Source organism: Bacillus sp. ISL-18 (genome assembly GCF_018613415.1).
In the GTDB taxonomy this organism is placed as follows: domain Bacteria; phylum Bacillota; class Bacilli; order Bacillales; family Cytobacillaceae; genus Neobacillus.
Genome location: NZ_JAGGQG010000002.1, coordinates 265,251 through 282,675, shown reverse-complemented (window position 1 = coordinate 282,675; position 17,425 = coordinate 265,251). Strand labels below are relative to the sequence as shown.

Annotated in this window: 14 protein-coding genes and 1 pseudogene; all 15 read right to left on the bottom strand. The window is 40.5% G+C overall.

From position 1 onward, the window contains the following. Positions 1-106 precede the first annotated feature (106 nt). The 15 genes and pseudogenes from J7E81_RS01610 to J7E81_RS01540 all read right to left on the bottom strand — a co-directional run bounded on the left by J7E81_RS01610 (position 107) and on the right by J7E81_RS01540 (position 17,274). A complete protein-coding gene (locus tag J7E81_RS01610; RefSeq protein ID WP_215040346.1) occupies positions 107-1,303 on the bottom strand; it encodes an oligogalacturonate lyase family protein in 1,197 nt (398 codons plus the stop codon). Positions 1,304-1,321: 18 nt separating this feature from the next. Further along, a complete protein-coding gene (gene rhaM / locus J7E81_RS01605; RefSeq protein ID WP_215040345.1) occupies positions 1,322-1,636 on the bottom strand; it encodes an L-rhamnose mutarotase in 315 nt (104 codons plus the stop codon). Further along, positions 1,633-3,635, bottom strand: a pseudogene (locus J7E81_RS01600) (beta-galactosidase). The gene rhaM and the pseudogene J7E81_RS01600 overlap by 4 nt, the downstream one beginning before the upstream one ends. Before the next feature lie 47 nt (positions 3,636-3,682). After that, complete coding sequence (locus tag J7E81_RS01595; RefSeq protein WP_215040344.1) at positions 3,683-4,363, bottom strand: rhamnogalacturonan acetylesterase; 681 nt, start codon at positions 4,361-4,363, stop codon at positions 3,683-3,685. A gap of 16 nt (positions 4,364-4,379) precedes the next feature. Beyond that, positions 4,380-6,242, bottom strand: coding sequence for a rhamnogalacturonan lyase (locus J7E81_RS01590; RefSeq protein ID WP_251028391.1), 1,863 nt, complete (start codon positions 6,240-6,242; stop codon positions 4,380-4,382). Between the two features lie 170 nt (positions 6,243-6,412). After that, positions 6,413-8,500: a glycosyl hydrolase 115 family protein gene (locus tag J7E81_RS01585; RefSeq protein ID WP_215040342.1), complete on the bottom strand. Its 2,088-nt coding sequence runs from the start codon at positions 8,498-8,500 to the stop codon at positions 6,413-6,415. A 74-nt stretch (positions 8,501-8,574) separates the two neighbouring features. Then, positions 8,575-9,603, bottom strand: a complete 1,029-nt coding sequence (locus tag J7E81_RS01580; RefSeq protein WP_215040340.1) for a glycoside hydrolase family 88/105 protein — start codon at positions 9,601-9,603, stop codon at positions 8,575-8,577. Between the two features lie 202 nt (positions 9,604-9,805). Beyond that, positions 9,806-11,113 (bottom strand): Gfo/Idh/MocA family protein, encoded by a 1,308-nt coding sequence (locus tag J7E81_RS01575; protein ID WP_215040339.1) that lies wholly within the window; start codon positions 11,111-11,113, stop codon positions 9,806-9,808. A gap of 117 nt (positions 11,114-11,230) precedes the next feature. Further along, on the bottom strand, positions 11,231-11,986 hold the full coding sequence (gene kduD, locus J7E81_RS01570; RefSeq protein WP_215040337.1) for a 2-dehydro-3-deoxy-D-gluconate 5-dehydrogenase KduD: 756 nt from the start codon (positions 11,984-11,986) through the stop codon (positions 11,231-11,233). A gap of 24 nt (positions 11,987-12,010) precedes the next feature. Continuing rightward, positions 12,011-12,853, bottom strand: a complete 843-nt coding sequence (locus tag J7E81_RS01565; RefSeq protein ID WP_215040335.1) for a sugar phosphate isomerase/epimerase family protein — start codon at positions 12,851-12,853, stop codon at positions 12,011-12,013. A gap of 55 nt (positions 12,854-12,908) precedes the next feature. After that, positions 12,909-13,739, bottom strand: coding sequence for a 5-dehydro-4-deoxy-D-glucuronate isomerase (gene kduI, locus J7E81_RS01560; RefSeq protein ID WP_215040333.1), 831 nt, complete (start codon positions 13,737-13,739; stop codon positions 12,909-12,911). A gap of 106 nt (positions 13,740-13,845) precedes the next feature. Then, positions 13,846-14,931 carry a beta-galactosidase BglB gene (gene bglB, locus J7E81_RS01555; RefSeq protein ID WP_251028390.1) on the bottom strand — a complete coding sequence of 362 codons (1,086 nt, stop codon included), beginning with the start codon at positions 14,929-14,931 and terminating at the stop codon, positions 13,846-13,848. Positions 14,932-15,079: 148 nt separating this feature from the next. Continuing rightward, positions 15,080-15,748 carry a rhamnogalacturonan acetylesterase gene (locus J7E81_RS01550; protein ID WP_251028389.1) on the bottom strand — a complete coding sequence of 223 codons (669 nt, stop codon included), beginning with the start codon at positions 15,746-15,748 and terminating at the stop codon, positions 15,080-15,082. 409 nt (positions 15,749-16,157) lie between these two features. Beyond that, on the bottom strand, positions 16,158-16,685 hold the full coding sequence (locus J7E81_RS01545) for a methylated-DNA--[protein]-cysteine S-methyltransferase (protein ID WP_215040331.1): 528 nt from the start codon (positions 16,683-16,685) through the stop codon (positions 16,158-16,160). After that, on the bottom strand, positions 16,669-17,274 hold the full coding sequence (locus tag J7E81_RS01540) for a bifunctional transcriptional activator/DNA repair enzyme AdaA (RefSeq protein WP_215040329.1): 606 nt from the start codon (positions 17,272-17,274) through the stop codon (positions 16,669-16,671). Before J7E81_RS01540 ends, J7E81_RS01545 begins: the two co-directional genes overlap by 17 nt. Positions 17,275-17,425: the final 151 nt, after the last annotated feature.

Sequence of the window (17,425 nt, the reverse complement as noted above, 5' to 3'; positions counted from 1 at the left end):
ATTTTTGCATGCAATAGGATTTGACTTTTTTTGATCACCTAAGACATTTTTGCACTTATAAGAAAAAAAAACAGGCATTTATTCTTTGCCTGTTTCATCATGTTTATTATTTTTTTATCAATTGGCCTTCTACTAGCTCTGGCAGACTATCAAATTCAGGAACGTCTGCCAGATAGATATTCCCGTATCCGGTGCGATCACTTGTAAATAATATTTTTGTTCCATCAGGAGTATACCGAGGATGGACATGGACTTGCTGTATTTGAAAGCTTCCCCGATGCTTACATAAAATCCGCGGACCTTCCATTCCCTTATTTGTTTTTTTCCATAAGAAAATACAATCCTGATACCTTTCACCATGGTAGGCACTTGATTGTTGTCCATCCCCAACAATGATAGTGGAATCATTGGAATGGATGTGCATATTTTGGTAGGGAAATTCAAATTCTTCGCAAACTGAATTATCATATTTGGCAAACCCAAGAAATTTTCCGTCTTTACGGTCCAATGACTCGGTAAAACCATGATAGCCAATACGCAGACCGTCCGCATACCAGTACTCATGTCCCGCATATTGGTTTGGTTCTCCCTCTCTTATTTTCCAGACATCACCGGTATTAATATTCAATACCCATATTCGATGGTCCACTTTTTCCCATGGTCCTTCATGACAGAAGGTAATTAAATGCGGCTGTGTTGGTGAAGCATTGACATGGCCAATCCACCGTTTTTCTTCATGAATTACTTTTGTTTCTCCTGTTTCAAAAGATAGTAAACAGATTTGACAGTGCGGTCGTGCTGCTTCGGTTTCTTCAAAACCAACATACCCGCCTGATAAATTGCTCGCAATGGTTTGGGACAAGTCCTCAGAGAGACCAAAACATAAGTGTTTTCCGTCAGCAGTGCAGCTTAGATTACTAAAGTGATATCCTTGTGGCAACGTAAAAATCACTTTTTCTTCATATGAATCTAGATCGATCGCGATAATTGATTTCCCATAGGTAAAGTACGCTTCATTTTTGGCAGGGTTGATATAGGTTCCTTGTATTCCCTTGGAAACATTTTTATCTAGGTCTGTTAATTGTGTTAATTCTCCGTTTTTCAGATTCAGACTAAAAAGGTTAGTGGCGTTTCCACGGTCCGAACAAATTAAAAGTTTAGAACCGTTATCATACCAGCCGTCATTGGTAAAATACAGATGATAACTATGAGCTAAGTAATCTGTTAATTGTGTAATGGCTGCTCCCGTAATCGGATCTCGAAATTCCTTCAGTTCGGATGGCCATTTTGTTCCTTTTCCCATACTTATACCTCGTTTCTATTAATCTAAATAAAATACCTGCTTTAATTCAATTGCTACTGGACTATTATCTGGGTTGGTTTCCATAATATCTTTCATATAGGCCCACCATTTCTGGCACACTTCAGTTTGCGCCATGGCATCCCACTTTTCTTCACTTTCGATTTCAACATAAGCAAACAGATTATTTGTTTTTTCATCAATGAAAATCGAGTAATGATGGGCTCCGTGATTTTTTAATTCTTGGGCCAGTTCAGGCCATATTTCATCATGGCGTTTCTTGTATTCCTCGTGATATCCTTCAAACACCTTCATGACTGTCGCTTTTCTAATCATCTAGTACACTCCTTATCATTTATACGAATCATTCTATATTCAAATTTGCCGATTTCAAGTTTTCCCGGGCTTACTTTGCGATTCGTCTGTAAATCAATTCCTTCGAATGGCAGGGTAACGCTTCCACCATTACCGTCCATGTTGATCACAAACCAAACAGAATATCCTTCACCTTGTCTCGGAGCCACAATGGTTCCTTTTGTTACATCTGTTCTAAGTGATAAATTCGCTTCTCGGGAATAATGATCCACGAGTTTCTGTAACATTAAGGATCCTTCTGCCCCTTGTGGCATGGAACCAAGCATGACCATTTTGCCCGCCCCTAGGCGGTGCTCGGTAATAAAGGATTTTCCTTCAGAAAGTCCCTCTTCAATCAAGCCAACCGACGTTTCTTGGTCGTATTCGAATACTGAGCTCCACATTCCAAGCGGTGCAGATACATCGAAGGCACGGCCGATGGTTCCCCTGTTATCCATAGGGTAAGTAAATAAAACCTCCACACCAGCGGTATTCTCAAGTTCTCCCAAAGCCCGATCGGTATGGACCGTATGGGACTCAGTCCTTCCTCCTGTTAAAGGACCTGCAATCCAGACCCCGCCTTTTTCAACAAATTGCTTCGCACGAGCTAGAAACTCTGATGACACATAAGGGATAAACGGTGTCAATAATACTTTATATCCCTCAAGGCTTGCCCCTTCAGGAATAAGGTCGCGGTGTATCCCCATGGATAATACTTTTTCATAAAAATCTGTTACTAAAGAGCGATGATTTAACCCACGATGTGGTTCCGTTTTCAAAAATGCCTTTGCCCGGTCAGAATAGGTGATGGCCAATTCAGCTTGACTCGGTCTAGTTGCTAGGATAATCAGTTCGATTTCCTTTCTCATCTTCTCTACTTCCAGCACATTGGCATAACCCACTGTTGGTTGTCCCCATGCACTAATAACAGAACCATGCGGCTGTTCGCAGCCTGCACGCTGCTGTCTCCACAGCCAATACGAAAATCCTTCGGCCCCTAATGCATATGCTGCAGCTGCCTCGGCTTTTAGGTATCCATTTGGATGAGGACTTGCATAGCTTTCGAGCGATGCTGCATAGGAAGTACTGGTTTCCATTACCCAAAAGTCTTTGCCTTTCTTGAAGTTCCGCCACAAATCGCTGTTAATAAGATAAGCAGGGAAATTATCAATCGTTGCATAAGTATCAAAAGAAGCAAAGTCAAGATTTTTAAAGAGTCTCTCATTATCTACACTAAACATAACGGAACTATTATGGGTAATCGGTGCGCCTGAATATTTTCTAATAATCGCTGCTTGCTCATCGCAGAACTCCGCAATTTTTTCCATTGAGAATAATTGGTACAACGTACTCAATGATGAGTTGTGTAAAAATGGTGCATTCCCTGGCTGCGGTACTTGTTCAAAGCTGTGGTAATATTCACTCCATATTTGTGTACCCCATGCTTCATTTAGCTCTTCAACTGTCCCATAACGCCCCTTTAACCACTGATGCCACAATTCTTTACATGAAGCGCACATACATTCACTAACATGGCATTTAAATTCATTATCAATCTGCCAGCCAATCACACCTGGCAGACTTCCCACTGCTTTTGCAATATGTTCGGTAATCAGAGCTGCTCTTTCGCGGAAATAGGGATGGTTGGTGCAGGCATGCTGTCTTGAGCCATGTCCCATCACTCGACCGTCCCGCTCGACATACATTCGTTCCGGATGGCCGTCCGTAAACCAGATGGGCGGTGTCGGTGTTGGTGTACACATGATGGTCTCAATTCCATTTTCATAGAGTTTATTAATTACAGTAATAAAGAAGGATAAATCAAACTGGCCTTCTTCCGGCTCCATGTTGGACAAGCAAACTCACCTATTCTTACTGCATTAATCCCGGTTTGTTTCATCATTTCAATGTCTTCATTTATTACCTTTTCATCCCATAGCTCAGGATAATACGCTGCCCCGTGATATAGCTTTTTGCCCAATTGACTTCACCTCAGTATTTATATTTAGGCTTAATGAATCTATCAATCTATTCTTTAATAAAATCAGTGATGGGTAATTGTAACTCCCTTATTCCTTCGATGACTAACTTTGCTATTTCACTTGCTCCGTGTTCACAAAAATGGGTGTTATCCTGTATCCCCTCCGGATAATTTGGATGTACATTGGGTTCAAACCATGTAAATAATTGCTTTGAACCTTCTACGCCTAATGATTCATATAGCTTTCTTGTCTTGGTTAATAAATCAATTAACTGTACTTCTAGCTTTTCAGCTAACTGAATCATTGATTGGGGATAGTCCCCTAGTGAGTGGACTAATACAGCCTTCTCATCAAACTGTCTTCGATTTACGGACGTAATCAAAATGGGAGTAGCTCCTTTTTCCCTAGCACCATTAATATATTCTGTCAGGTATGACTGATACGTTGTAAAGGCTTCTGTCCCATATGGTTTTTGGTCATTATGTCCAAATTGAATGAACAAATAATCTCCCGGTAAAATCGATTCCAGGATCGTTTCTAACCGTCCTTCTTCAATAAAACTGTTTGTACTGGCTCCACCTTTTGCATGATTATGGACTTTTACCTCATCCGTGAAAAAGGATTGAAGGACCTGCCCCCATCCCGCCATAGGTGCTTCGTGAGGCGGGCAGTTGGCTACTGTTGAATCTCCTGCTAAAAAAATTTGGACTGGCCTCTTTGAATCCATTTTGGACCCCTCCTATTTACTTTTTCACCTTTGATTTTTGTACAGGTTTTACCTCATAAATATTTGGTACCGGCTGCTTTTCCATATTGTGTCCGAGAAAGAACCCAGGATGGGGCGGCTGATTATAGGCCACATTTTGCCAAGCAATGGCTAATCGATAATTGGGGTCGTGCATAAGCGTGTAAATCCGATGATCTGTTATATCAGTTGTTGTATAGATTCTAAGTGCTGTACTATCATCAGTCCGCCAAATGACTTCCTCGCGCCAGTCCCCGAGAATATCCGCCTGTATACAAGGATTCCCCTTTGTTCCGTTATTCGATCTAGTTCCGTCCGCAGTTAGTAAATTCACTAGCCTGCCATTTTCATAGTCCCATTTATCAATTTTCCCTACTCCAATACCAGTTTCGATATCATAATCATGGTCGAGAAGTTCCCTTAACAAATCTCCATCCCACCAGATCGCAAAATTAAAAGACTGAGGGTTCACATCCGATATCTTTTCCCCCGAGCTGCTATATAGTCCTGCTCCACCGTTCTTCCAATGGGTGGATGACCAAACCTCGACTCCCTCGTACCTTGGATCAATATCGGCAGCCATTCCTCTGCCCACATCCTCAACTGATGGAATTCCCCATAATATTTCTCCCGTCCTCGCATCATGAATTTCTGTGCCATTTTCTTGCGGAGTCTCATGGACTTGGAAAATTTCTAAACCTGGTCTGCTAGGGATAAGATTACCAACATGGATGGCATCGCCATGTCCTAGACCAGTGGTATAGAGTCCTGTTCCGTCATGGTCAATCACACAGGAGCCATAGATGATTTCATCTTTCCCATCATCATCCACGTCAGCAACGCTTACACTATGGTTTCCTTGACCCGAATATTCCTCGTTGCCAGGTTCAAGACTATCAAACTTCCATATTTTCTTCAGTTGTGAGTCGCGCCAATTATACGCGACTAATACTGCTCTGGTATAATAGCCACGGCACATTACTAAACTTGGTCTTTCACCGTCAAGATAGGCAATGCAAGCAAGAAACCGGTCGACACGGTTCCCTTCATCATCCCCCCAATCAGAACCTCTTCCTCTTGGCGGGTCATAATCTGTTGTTACTAGCTCTTTACCTGTGGCTCCCTCAAATATCGTTAAATACTCTGGGCCTTCAAGAATGAAACCTTCTTTATTCCGATAATCGGCGTCAGCATCTCCAATTACGTTTCCTCTACCGTCTATCGTTCCATCAGCTGTTTTACAGGCGATTTCCGCTTTCCCATCACCATCAAGGTCATAGACGAGAAATTGCGTATAATGGGCTCCGGCACGGATGTTTTTCCCTAAATCTATTCTCCATAAATGGGAACCATTTAATTTATAAGCATCTAAGTAGACGTTTCCTGTATACCCCTTATGGGCGTTGTCATGAGAATTCGTCGGGTCCCATTTTAAGATGATTTCATATTCCCCATCTCCGTCTACATCCCCCACACTTGCGTCATTTGCATTGTACGTATAGAAGACACCATCCGGGGATATACCTCCTTCGGGTTTATTTAGTGGAATGGTCAAATAATTTGTATCCCACACCTCTGCTTGCTCTGAAGGCGGATGTTCCACATCATTCATTACGGGACAAACCGTATAGATTGCACTGCTTTCACCGTTAGGGTCCAAGTAATTGGTACTGTTGATAATGGGCGAAGGGTTCACCCTCATACCATTGCAGTAGAGATTAAAGGAAATATCTTCTGGATCAGTTCCAAACAAGCGCCACCCTACATAAACACCATTCTTAACCTTGACTGCAATTAGCCCCCTATTTAACCTCTCCATTTGACGTAAAGGTACGGATTGTTTATTACGGTTATCTGCCATCCATTTGATCCTCCTGAATTATTTATCGTTGGACACCATAAGGGTAATAGAAATAGGATTAGCCCATCAATTACATTTTTTTGATTAGTAGCGTTTAGGACACGTTTTAAAACTTGGACTTTCTTGTTTCTTTGTACTTTTTTGTTAATTTCTAATTATAAATAAGTCAATCATAAGACTTGTCTCTCAATAAACAATTCTTCCAATCTATTAGAAAGCTCATCATCTGATAAAGGATTTCGATGAGTATTTTCCAAATAAATATATTTCTCTGTTTCTGGCATCAAATACTCTTTATACCATAAGAAGAAATCAGGACTGTCTCCTTGCATTCTAATAAATTTGCGTAAAGCATCGAGTGAATAAAGGGTACTTTTTACATTGGTTAACCAATCTGCACGATAAAAATTTTCCCATTTTCCATGTTCCGCCCGTTTTAATGCCAGAATACTATCGTTATAATGACGTATCGATTGTGACACCCGAACAAATGCAACAGCGTATTCTTGCTTTTTATAATGGAAATATGCATTACATAAGGCTATAAAACCTTTACATCCAGAAACGTGTAATTCAACGTGCAATGTAAACTGATCAAAAAATCGCTGCTGATCGACTTCACTAAGTTCAGCACTCAAGTTTTCGCATTGGTCTGCTAATCCCTCCCAGCCCTTCAGCCCCTCTTCGCATTTGTTCTTAAACCAAAGAACCTGCTCATCAAAGGGAATTTCACCTGTTGCCCAAAAAAGTTTGGATAAAGAGGTATCGGCTTTTCCCTGAAGCCAGTGACCGATGATTTTCCTGGCAGGATGATGGTAAAATTCCTCTCCGGCTCTATCATCTTCATGTACACCATATCGGATGGATTGGTTGAAGTAGCTTTGATATAGCTGTTCGATTTGTTTATTGCCCGTTTGATACAAACGCTTTATAAAACCCTCTAAGTGTTTTTCTTGATTGACAGTTCCTTTGCTCCATAATTCACTAACTAAATCTAATGGATAGAGATGGGGCCGAATATTTCCGCTGTTCAATAAAAGATACGAATCAGCTCCCGCTTCAAAAGCTTTCTCCACTTCCTCGATAATTATCTCTGGTGGTGAGGGGAACATTGTTAGATGATTGGAGGCCTGCAAGTCATGAAACGTAATATGATAGTAAATTCCATGTTCACCTGGATCATCCGCAGTTGGCAAGGAAGGAATCCTAAGGTTTTCATTTCCTTGTCTGCGTGACACCATTTTCCCGTACCCATTATCAGCCCAAATGTAGATGACACCCGCTGGCACTTTGATATACCCTTCTTTATACAACTCTGCAATTTCACCATATAGAGCCATTGAACAAACCGGCTGTTTGACAGATTGCATAATCAATTCAAATTGTCTTTCGACAACCTTTGAAATCATGTCACCCCGTTTTTCTGGCGTGTCAAATTCCGGGGCATACTGCCAAAAGGGTGCATCTCCTTGTCCGCGGAAGGAGAGGACCCAAATGATTTTTTGATTTTTTTGTTTTTCTATCGCTTCTTTCCAAAGATTCTCAAAGAGTTCTGGATTTTCTTGATAGTTTGGTTTTTCGCCAGGATAGGCCCGTAAAAACATTTCAGCTCCCAAAGGTTCTGCATGGTGGTGGGTAATCCATAGCCCCATTTCTGACGCTAAATCGGTATGAACCCCATGTTTTGGAAGATCTGTTCCCGGAATTACCATATTCCCCCCACAGCGTAATAGAGCTTCAAACACGGGATACCATACTTCTTTTGTAGGTGGATACTCTTCCTTCCAACCTATTAAACAAACCTCATCATTCACAAACCAGCCACGATACTTAACCTTGGATTTGTGCGAATTAAAATTTTTAAAAGGGATCTTTATTTCCTTCTTTTGTTGAATTGGTAAATCAGCCCAAAACCAAAAAGGATCAATGCCTAAATAATCCTTACTGTAATGGAGAAGTCCATATATAATCCCGAGATCATCGTTCCCAATGATGTGCATGACTGGTTTCCCATTTTGCAGTTTGAACCGGAAACAATACCCCTCCGGCCACTCCGGACTATCATCCTCCTTCGAGGCATATCGAATGATGAGATCAGGTGCTCCATCAAGTAAGGATGTTAATTTAGGCGGCTTTCCAAAAACCTTTTTATGATCCCTGACAATCATGTCGAGAGCATATTGAACTGGAGTTGTAATGTTTTCTGGAGGAAAAATAACTGAACTTTCATTTATTAGAACATACGAATGATTAAACATAAGGCTCCCCTAATTTTGGATTATAAAAATACCTGTGGAAGGAAATCCCCTCCGCAGGTTTAGATCTGTTTACCTTAACTTTTTTTTGAGTGTTTTAATAATAAGGATAAAAAGGCAAGGACAAGGCCCTGACCCCAGCCCTGGACTCTTTTATAAGGAACCCCCTTATACCCTTCAGCGTCATCCATGACCGCGGTTCCGGCTGAAACATTCATGATCGACCCGTCCTCTTTGACTTGCTTCAAGATACCGTCAATTGATTTTTGAACATATTTGTTGTAAAGCTTTCCTCTGGTTAGTAACGCTGCTGCAATCCCTGCCGAACCTGACGTTTCTAAATAGGATTCAGGATCTGTTACAATCGTATGCCAAAGTCCGGATTCATCTTGTAATCGCACCAATGCACTAAGCTGATCACGGAGCGACCCTTCTATAATCATAAAGGATGGATGCTGCACCTTTACAAGCTCCAATGCCCTAGCCATAGTGTAGGCGGCCCAGCTGTTGCCACGGGCCCAAAAAATCCCGGACATATGGTTTTGGGCGATGTTGTCCCAGCCATGATAGTATAAGTTGGTCATGTCATCCTGGAGAAACTGCTCATGACCGTGATATTGTTTTAGGCCGAAATCAATGTAATCCTTCCGATCGAGCATATGTCCCATGCGTAAGAGGAAATAGCCTGCCATAAACATCGTATCGACCCATGCCTGCTCGGGGAACACGTTATTGACACCGTTTACAGTATGCTGCAAAACACCATCTGCAAATTTCTCTGCATCACTTAATAAGAAGTCTGCCATTTGAATGGCATATTCCAAATATTTTTCCTCGTCTGTTGCTTTATACAATGTAATGAGGGTATGACCAATGGAAGAGGCATTCACGGTTAGCTTGGGCAGTCCATCTTCTAATTCTTCATCGACCCAATTCTTAATAAACTCCAAATATTTTTTCTCGCCAGTTGCTTCATATGCCTCTGCAACTCCGAAAAAGGCAACACCGCCTGGCCAGTCCCAGCTGAAATCCATTTTTGAGGTCCTATCGACGACGCATTCTATAGCTTCTTTTACTTTTTCTTCATCAAATACAAGTTGAGGCATCTTTATCCCACCCAAAATTAATAATTATGATAGTTGGCATAACTTATTGATTCAATTGTGCTTAAAATGAAACTTTATCGGCGGTTTTTTGAGTCATATCGGCGGTTTTTTGAATTTTATCGGCGCTTTTTAATAACTTATCGGCGCTTTTTCCCATTTTATCGGCGGATTCAAAAAACACCGTTTGTCCCCTAATAGTTCACTAGACTAATTGAGAAGAATCACTCGTCTGCTTTAATAATTCTTTTATACTAAATGGACGATTTTCCTTACTTGACCGCCAAACCCCTTCACCAACTGCAATAGAATAGGCCCCCGCTTCGGCACCTGCTAAAATTTGATAAGGACGGCTTGGGTCAACTCCCATGAAGAGATCTTCCTGAAGCAATGGGTCACCGCCGCCATGTCCCCCTTCATTTAGCAAAACATGAATGATTTCTTTTGAACCAAATAGCGGATAATATTCAATCGTCTGTTCCGGGAATGGGAAAGGAATTCTGCTTGGTTCATGAAATTCCGTTGTTTCAATTCTCCCTTTTGTCCCATTTATAGCTAGGCGATAACCTTCATATGGAAGGGAAAAATTAACGGAGTAGCTTAAAAAAGCACCTTTATCATATTTAACTGTCACCGCATACGTATCTTCAATTTCAATATCATGATCGAAAATACAAGAATCCGGACGATAATTCGTATAGTTGTGCGCTGACTTTTCAATACCTTCGGATTTGATATGATCATCTTTTACCGCCAAGTTATTGCGGCGATTGGACCAGCGCATATAATATTGGCAATTTTGTTTTTCCTGACAAGTACTGCAGTAACGATGATCGGTAGGACTTGGATTCAATTCTCCATCCTTGCCATAATAATTTAAGGCCCCATAAGCAAAGACCTGCTCCGGCTTTTGATCAATCCACCAATTGACCAAATCGAAATGATGGGTCGATTTATGAATCGATAATCCGCCTGAACGATTTCGATCGCGATTCCAACGCTTAAAGTAACTGGCCCCATGATAGGTATCTATATACCAGTTCAAATCAACAGAAGTAATTCTGCCAATCTTTCCTTCTAAAATCATCTCTTTAATTTTTCGATGGAAAGGATTATAGCGGTAATTGAAAGCTACAATGACTTTTCCATTACTTCTTGTCTCCGCCTCCATGACTCTTTTGGCATCGTGGGCATTAGTCACCATCGGCTTTTCCGTGATAACCGTTAAATCATTCTCTAAACCTTGTAAAATATAATCAATATGAGTGTCATCCCGGCTCGTCACCACAACCGTATCTGCATTCGTTTCTTTAATCATTTGTTGAAATTGATTTGGATGATAAGCAGGAATCGAACTTATGGACGGAAAACTTTCCTTGGCGATTTCGATTCTGCGTTCATCTGGATCGAGTAACCCGACAATTTCATTTTGCTGCGAAAAGTGTGTTAAGACTGGCTGAATAAACATTCCAAGTGCACGATTGCTAAGCCCGCAAACTACGATTCTCTTCATTTTCGTTACCTCCATTTCCCCATGCTATGTTTTCCTTATTCTTATTTACTTATAAAAAACCCCATTGTAATTCTGTAGAAAACAAAATTATAATGGGCATCACAATTTATTTTTCAATTAGGAGCTTAACCAGCCGCCGTCTACCGGTAAGATGTGGCCGTTAACGTAATTGGAGGCATCAGAAGCTAGGAAAATAACCGCTCCTTTTAAATCTTCCGGAGTGCCCCAGCGCCCTTGTGGTATTCTCGATGTAATCGATGCCTTCCGCTCTTCATCTCCACGGATAGGTGCAGTATTATCTGTTACCATATAACCTGGTGCGATTGCGTTGACATTTACACCTTTACCTGCCCACTCATTTGCAAATGACTTTGTCAAACCAGCTACTGCATGTTTGCTGGCTGTATAAGCAGGTACACGTAATCCACCTTGAAAAGATAACATAGAGGCAATATTAATGATTTTTCCTGAGCCTTTTTCGATCATATGTTTTCCCACTTCACGGCATAATTGGAAAACAGCATGTTGATTGACATTAATGACTTCATACCAATCCTCATCTGAGAAATTCTCCGCTTGTGCCCGGCGAATGATGCCGGCATTGTTTACTAAAATATCAATTTGTCCGGCAACGGATAAAGCTTCAACAACAAGCTCACTTGGAGCCCCTTGCTTGGACAAATCTATTTTAAGGTCATGAAAAGTTCCGCCGATTGCTTCAATCTGCTCACGGGTTGCGGACATATCGCTCATGCCTGCACCAATGACCGCTGCCCCCGCTTCGGCTAAGCCAATTGCCATGCCTTGGCCAAGTCCCCGGCTTGCACCAGTGATAAGGGCCACTTTCCCTTCTAATGAAAATAAAGATTTCATGTTACTTCCTCCTTACAAGTCTTTTTAGGCTTGTTCGTACTTATTTTTTAAGAACACGAGACTTTCATTAATAAAAGGTTCTGTCGTTTCTTCCATTAAAATATTGAGATACGGCTTTTTCTGTTTAACCTGTTTCAACACAACATCATAATTTAATAGTCCCTGGCCAACTGCCACTGTCTTCAATTGGTTATCCTCTACAACAAAATCTTTGGCATGGAGAATGACAATTCTGTCACCAAGCAGGTCAAACGATTCTTGGATAATTTTTTCTTGATCTTGATAAGTATCAATCGTTAATAGATTGACTGGATCAAGAATTACTTGAAGATTATTGGAATTGACCATGTCCAATAGTCGTTTCATCACTTCCGAAGAATATATTGGATGATTCACACCCGCTTCAATCCCTACAATCACTCCAAATTTCTCCGCTTCCCGCACTAGTTCCCGAACACTTTCAACCACTTCCAGAAACGATTCTTCCTTAAAATTTTCAACTGTATAAACAATTTCGGGATTGACGTTACCCGTTTCGGTCGCCACGATACTGCAGCCAAAATCCCTTGCAAAGCGGATATGCTCTTTAAAACGCTCGATCCCTTTTCTCCGTTCTTTCTTGTCGGGATGAATCATGTTGAAGTAACAGCCTAATACTGCAATTTGAACATTTTTTCGCGCGAACGCTGTCCCAATATGATGGGCCAAACCAGGACTTAATGTCCCTGGTCCGAGCTTCATATAATCAAAGGATTTACCTAAGGCTAATTGAACAGATGTGAGCCCTTTCCCTGCTATTCCTTCTACTAACTCTTCTAGGGGACGATTTTCCAAATCATGTGCTCGTATGCCAATGTTCAACTCCATCACCTACATTCAATTTTTTTAAAAAAACCATCTTATCCCTGATCCCTGGAAGCGACTACCTTAAGTCTTCCATTTTGACATGATCCATGTCATCATACGTGATGTTTTCGCCGCACATCCCCCAAATGAAGGTGTAATTGCTTGTAGCAGTTCCTGTATGAATGGACCAGCTAGGAGAGATGGCCGCTTGTTCGTTTTTCATAACCAAATGTCTTGTTTCATCCGGTTTACCCATGAAGTGGAAGACACGAGTCTCTGGTTCCATATCAAAATATAAATAAACTTCCATACGGCGTTCATGTGTATGACAAGGCATGGTATTCCACACGCTTCCAGGTGATAACATGGTTAAGCCCATTTGAAGCTGGCAGGACTCACATACATTCGGATGAATATATTGGTGAATTTTCCGCTCATTTAACGTTCCAGGGCTGCCTGCTTCCAGTGGTTTAATTTCATTAATATCAATTTTTACTGTAGGATATTTATGGTGTGCTGGAGTGGAATTGATATAAAATTTAGCTGGATTTTTAGAATCATTGGATCTAAATAAAACCTCTTTGGTTCCTTTTCCTACATATAAGCCGTCATAGCGCTGCATATCATATTCTTCACCGTCAAGAATGACTAGGCCGTCTCCGCCAATATTGATAATCCCCATCTCACGGCGCTCTAAGAAATAACTTACCCCTAGCTCTTTATCAAGCTTAATGGTCAATTCCTTTTCTGCCGGTGTAACGCCTCCGAAAATCATTCGGTCCACATGGGTATAAGTTAGATGGACTTGGTCCGCTTCGAAGAGTGTTTCTACTAAAAATTCTCTTCTTAGCTCCTCCGTATTATATTTCTTCATATCCTCCGGATGATGGGCATAACGAGTTTCCATTCTTCATTCTCCTTTTCTATGTTTCTATTTTGATTTAGACCTTAGCGGATGATTTCCCCTGCTTCTTTGGCCTTCTTAGCAACCAAAAACACAAGATCCCTTACACTTAAATTCTGTAATACAAGTATTCTACTAAAGCAAGAATAGCCATAGATTGTCCATAAGGCATGCCTGTAACAGGGATTTGCTTGTAAAATTCTTGCGTCTCTCCCATTGCTGTTCCTGCCGAGACATGCTGTAATTCACCTTTTTCGTCGATATTCTCAACCACTGCCTGAATCGCTTTTAGTCCTATATTTAAATACTTTTTATCGGTATAACGCTTCCGTACGGCCTTTAAGGTCCCGAAAGCAAAGCCAGCTGTACATGATGCCTCTACATATGAGGTTGGATCGTTTAGCACCGTATGCCATAAACCGCTTTCATTTTGGTATGTTTCAAGCGCTTCAATTTGTCTGTTAAGCGTGTCAATTAGGATTTGACGGACAGGATCATTATCCGGTAAATCTACTAAATCTAAAAACTCTGGAATCGCAATCGTTATCCAGGAATTTCCGCGACCCCATAACGCTTCTGCAAAGTTGTGATTTCCTTCAAATGTCCAACCGTGGAACCATAATCCCGTTTTCTTATCGAACAGATATTTAATATGTACCAAGAATTGCTTTTTTGCTTCTTCAATATACTCGGGCTTGTTCAGTAATAAACCGATTTTGGTTAACGGTAAAACACTCATCATTAAGGTGTCATCCCATAATTGTTGATAATTCTCAGATCCAAACACGACATGCTGGATTCCGCCATCCTTCGTTCTTGGCATATCATGATAGAGCCAATCGCCCCAAGTTTCTAAGTATGGAAGATAAGTAGGATTGTTGGTTTCTTCATACAAATAGGCGAGTGTTAGCATTTGCACCATTGTGTTAACGTTCTTTTCGACCGGCGGTTCTTTAAACTGATCGTCGAACCATTTTACGATGATAGTTAATACGTTTTCATTTTTTGTCAGTTTATAATACTTCATCATTCCGTACAGTCCAACACCTGCTGTCCATTCCCAATAGTTAAAGCTCTTATTATCAATTTTTCTGCCATCGGCAAGCGGAATCGCATACTTCCCGTCTGGATCATTTAGGTTAACTAGGTTATCAATCAGTAATTCAATTTTCTTTTCAATTTCATTTCTGTGCAATTTGATTACCTCCACTAATGTTATGGCAAGAGCGTGTGATTAAATGAAATCTTAGTGTTAAGCATTCATTTTTATTATATGGAAACCCTTTTTTTAAATAAATTTAAAATTCCGTTTTCTTTTATTAAAAAACAGTGTTTTCTTAAGATTATTTTTCAAGCAAATTTACAAACTTTGAAATAGGCAGCTTTGCCGCACTCATGCCTTCCGCAACAAGCTTAGCCATTTGTTTGGCCCCTTTTTTTGTAAAATGGGTAAAATCCGTTTCATTGACAGATGCCATAAAAAAAGTAAAAGCTTCTTCATAACCAATGGTTTCAAAAGCGGCTAAACTTTTTTCCATTAAATCAATTAAAACCACGTTTTCTTCTTTGGCTATATCTTTCATCGCTTGGCAGTATTCCGGGAAATCATTAATAAACTGGTCCTTTTCACAATGAAGCCTGGCAACAGGTGTAATGAATACCGGTTCTGCCTGGCATTTCCTAGCACCCTCCACATACATCTTTAAATAGTCTTTATAAGTAGTTGAAGGATCCGTATAGCGTTCAGGTTTGTTTGCAGTGGCGTCATTATGCCCCATTTGGATTAACAAATAGTCGCCTTCCTTCATTTCCTCTACGATTTTATGTAGTCGCCCTTCCTCTACAAAGGTTTTAGAGCTTCTCCCACCAATTGCATGATTGATTATCTGAACATCATCTGTTAGATAGTCTTGGAGAAACTCTCCCCAGCCACCTTGAATTTTTTCGTCTAGACCATAGGATTGGACAGTCGAATCCGCAGCTAGAAAAATATTTATTTTGTTTATCGTCAAGAATAAACCTCCTCTCACTTCCACTAGTTTACTGTCGGTCTTTTAATAAATAACATAACCTAGACCTGCTTACCATTAGACATTTTTGCACCAGCCAAATACTTAATTGTACTTTTTTGCCTCGTTAGCACCTTTTTGAAACAGCAGCAAATCGGTCCTTTTGTATAAATTGTTCTTTTGCGACTTAGAGCACACTGGTAAGCTCCTCCTACTTGCAGATAAAGTAACTCAATTTGCGGATGTTCTACTCCTACTTGCGGATAGCGTGCTTCAATTTGCGGATAGACTACCCCAACTTGCAAAACAGTGTATTTCAATTTACGTAAAAGCAAATCATTAACTAAAAAAGAAACTTAAACATGTAAAAGGTGCCAAACAACTGATGATTATAAGTTGTTTGACACCTTTTTTATTGTGATAACCCTTTTCGTTCCAATTCTAGAAGCCGGGTTTTCATCTCTAAACCACCCCGATAACCAGTCAACGCTCCGTTCTTTCCTACAACCCGATGGCAAGGAACTGTTATTAATATGGGGTTAGCGCCAATTGCAGTACCAACAGCCCGAACGGCAGCGGGTTTGTTTATAGCATTGGCTATTTCAGAATAAGATCTAGTTTCTCCGTAGGGGATCTCACTCAAAGCGGTCCACACCGATAGTTGAAAGTTTGTTCCATTGTAATCAAACGGAATGGTAAAGAACTTTCGTTTGCCATCTAGGTATTCAGCAAGTTCAATTTCATATTGCTTGAGTTCTTCCCGACTTTCAACAATAGGACTTCCGGGAAAGCGTTTCTTTGCCCATTCGGTTAATTCTTCAAATGGCAGATTCTGAGAACCTACAAAACAAAGTCCTTTTGAGGATGCTGCAAGGTATATCTTCCAATTCTTATAATCTAAGAATGACCAATAAATAGTCGGCTTAGTCTGTGATTTCACTTTTCGATTCCTCCCTGCTGCATTTTGACTGACGGTATTGTGCAGGTGTTTCTCCCGCCTTCTTTTTAAAAAGTGTAATAAAATAAGGTGTATTAGGCATACCTACCATTCTAGATATTTCAGCAACTGCTCTGTCAGACTTTATTAAGAGTTCTTTGGCCTTTATTATTCTGACATCATGAATATATTCAACAGGTGTCATCCCTTTTACTTTTTTAAAGGTTCTCTGTAAATGGTATGGACTTCCATGACTAATCTCCGCCAGCGTTTCTAGCGTCAATTTGCAATGATAATTTTCTTGTATAAAATTAGTAATCGAATGAATCCATTCCTGGTCGGGCAGGTTTGGTTCAGTGGGCTTGCAGCGTTTGCACGGACGGAAATTGGCTAACATGGCTTGTTCAGAACTTTGAAAGATTCGAACATTCTCTTTTTTGGGAACACGTGACTTGCAAGATGGCTTACAGAATATCCCTGTGGACTTTACAGCATAAAAAAATAAATCATTATATGCTGGGTCGTTCTCGATAATTGCCTTCCAATTTTCATCTGTTATCATTTCGTTATCAAGACATTTTTGTCCACTCATTTTCCCACCTCAATCTGTATTATAACGCATATTATATTTAAATAGCCTGTTTTCAAAATAGAAAAGCAAGATTACGAAATCACTTTTTGTGATAATAATAGAAAATGAATACAGGTGATAATTTTGACAAACGGAAATGAAAATCAGTGGT

Excerpts from the sequence above, each read along its gene's own strand:
- J7E81_RS01610 (WP_215040346.1), bottom strand. The coding sequence starts at position 1,303 with ATGGGAAAAGGAACAAAATGGCCATCCGAACTGAAGGAATTTCGAGAT.
- rhaM (WP_215040345.1), bottom strand. The coding sequence starts at position 1,636 with ATGATTAGAAAAGCGACAGTCATGAAGGTGTTTGAAGGATATCACGAG.
- J7E81_RS01595 (WP_215040344.1), bottom strand. The coding sequence starts at position 4,363 with ATGGATTCAAAGAGGCCAGTCCAAATTTTTTTAGCAGGAGATTCAACA.
- J7E81_RS01590 (WP_251028391.1), bottom strand. The coding sequence starts at position 6,242 with ATGGCAGATAACCGTAATAAACAATCCGTACCTTTACGTCAAATGGAG.
- J7E81_RS01585 (WP_215040342.1), bottom strand. The coding sequence starts at position 8,500 with ATGTTTAATCATTCGTATGTTCTAATAAATGAAAGTTCAGTTATTTTT.
- J7E81_RS01580 (WP_215040340.1), bottom strand. The coding sequence starts at position 9,603 with ATGCCTCAACTTGTATTTGATGAAGAAAAAGTAAAAGAAGCTATAGAA.
- J7E81_RS01575 (WP_215040339.1), bottom strand. The coding sequence starts at position 11,113 with ATGAAGAGAATCGTAGTTTGCGGGCTTAGCAATCGTGCACTTGGAATG.
- kduD (WP_215040337.1), bottom strand. The coding sequence starts at position 11,986 with ATGAAATCTTTATTTTCATTAGAAGGGAAAGTGGCCCTTATCACTGGT.
- J7E81_RS01565 (WP_215040335.1), bottom strand. The coding sequence starts at position 12,853 with ATGGAGTTGAACATTGGCATACGAGCACATGATTTGGAAAATCGTCCC.
- kduI (WP_215040333.1), bottom strand. The coding sequence starts at position 13,739 with ATGGAAACTCGTTATGCCCATCATCCGGAGGATATGAAGAAATATAAT.
- J7E81_RS01540 (WP_215040329.1), bottom strand. The coding sequence starts at position 17,274 with ATGAGTGGACAAAAATGTCTTGATAACGAAATGATAACAGATGAAAAT.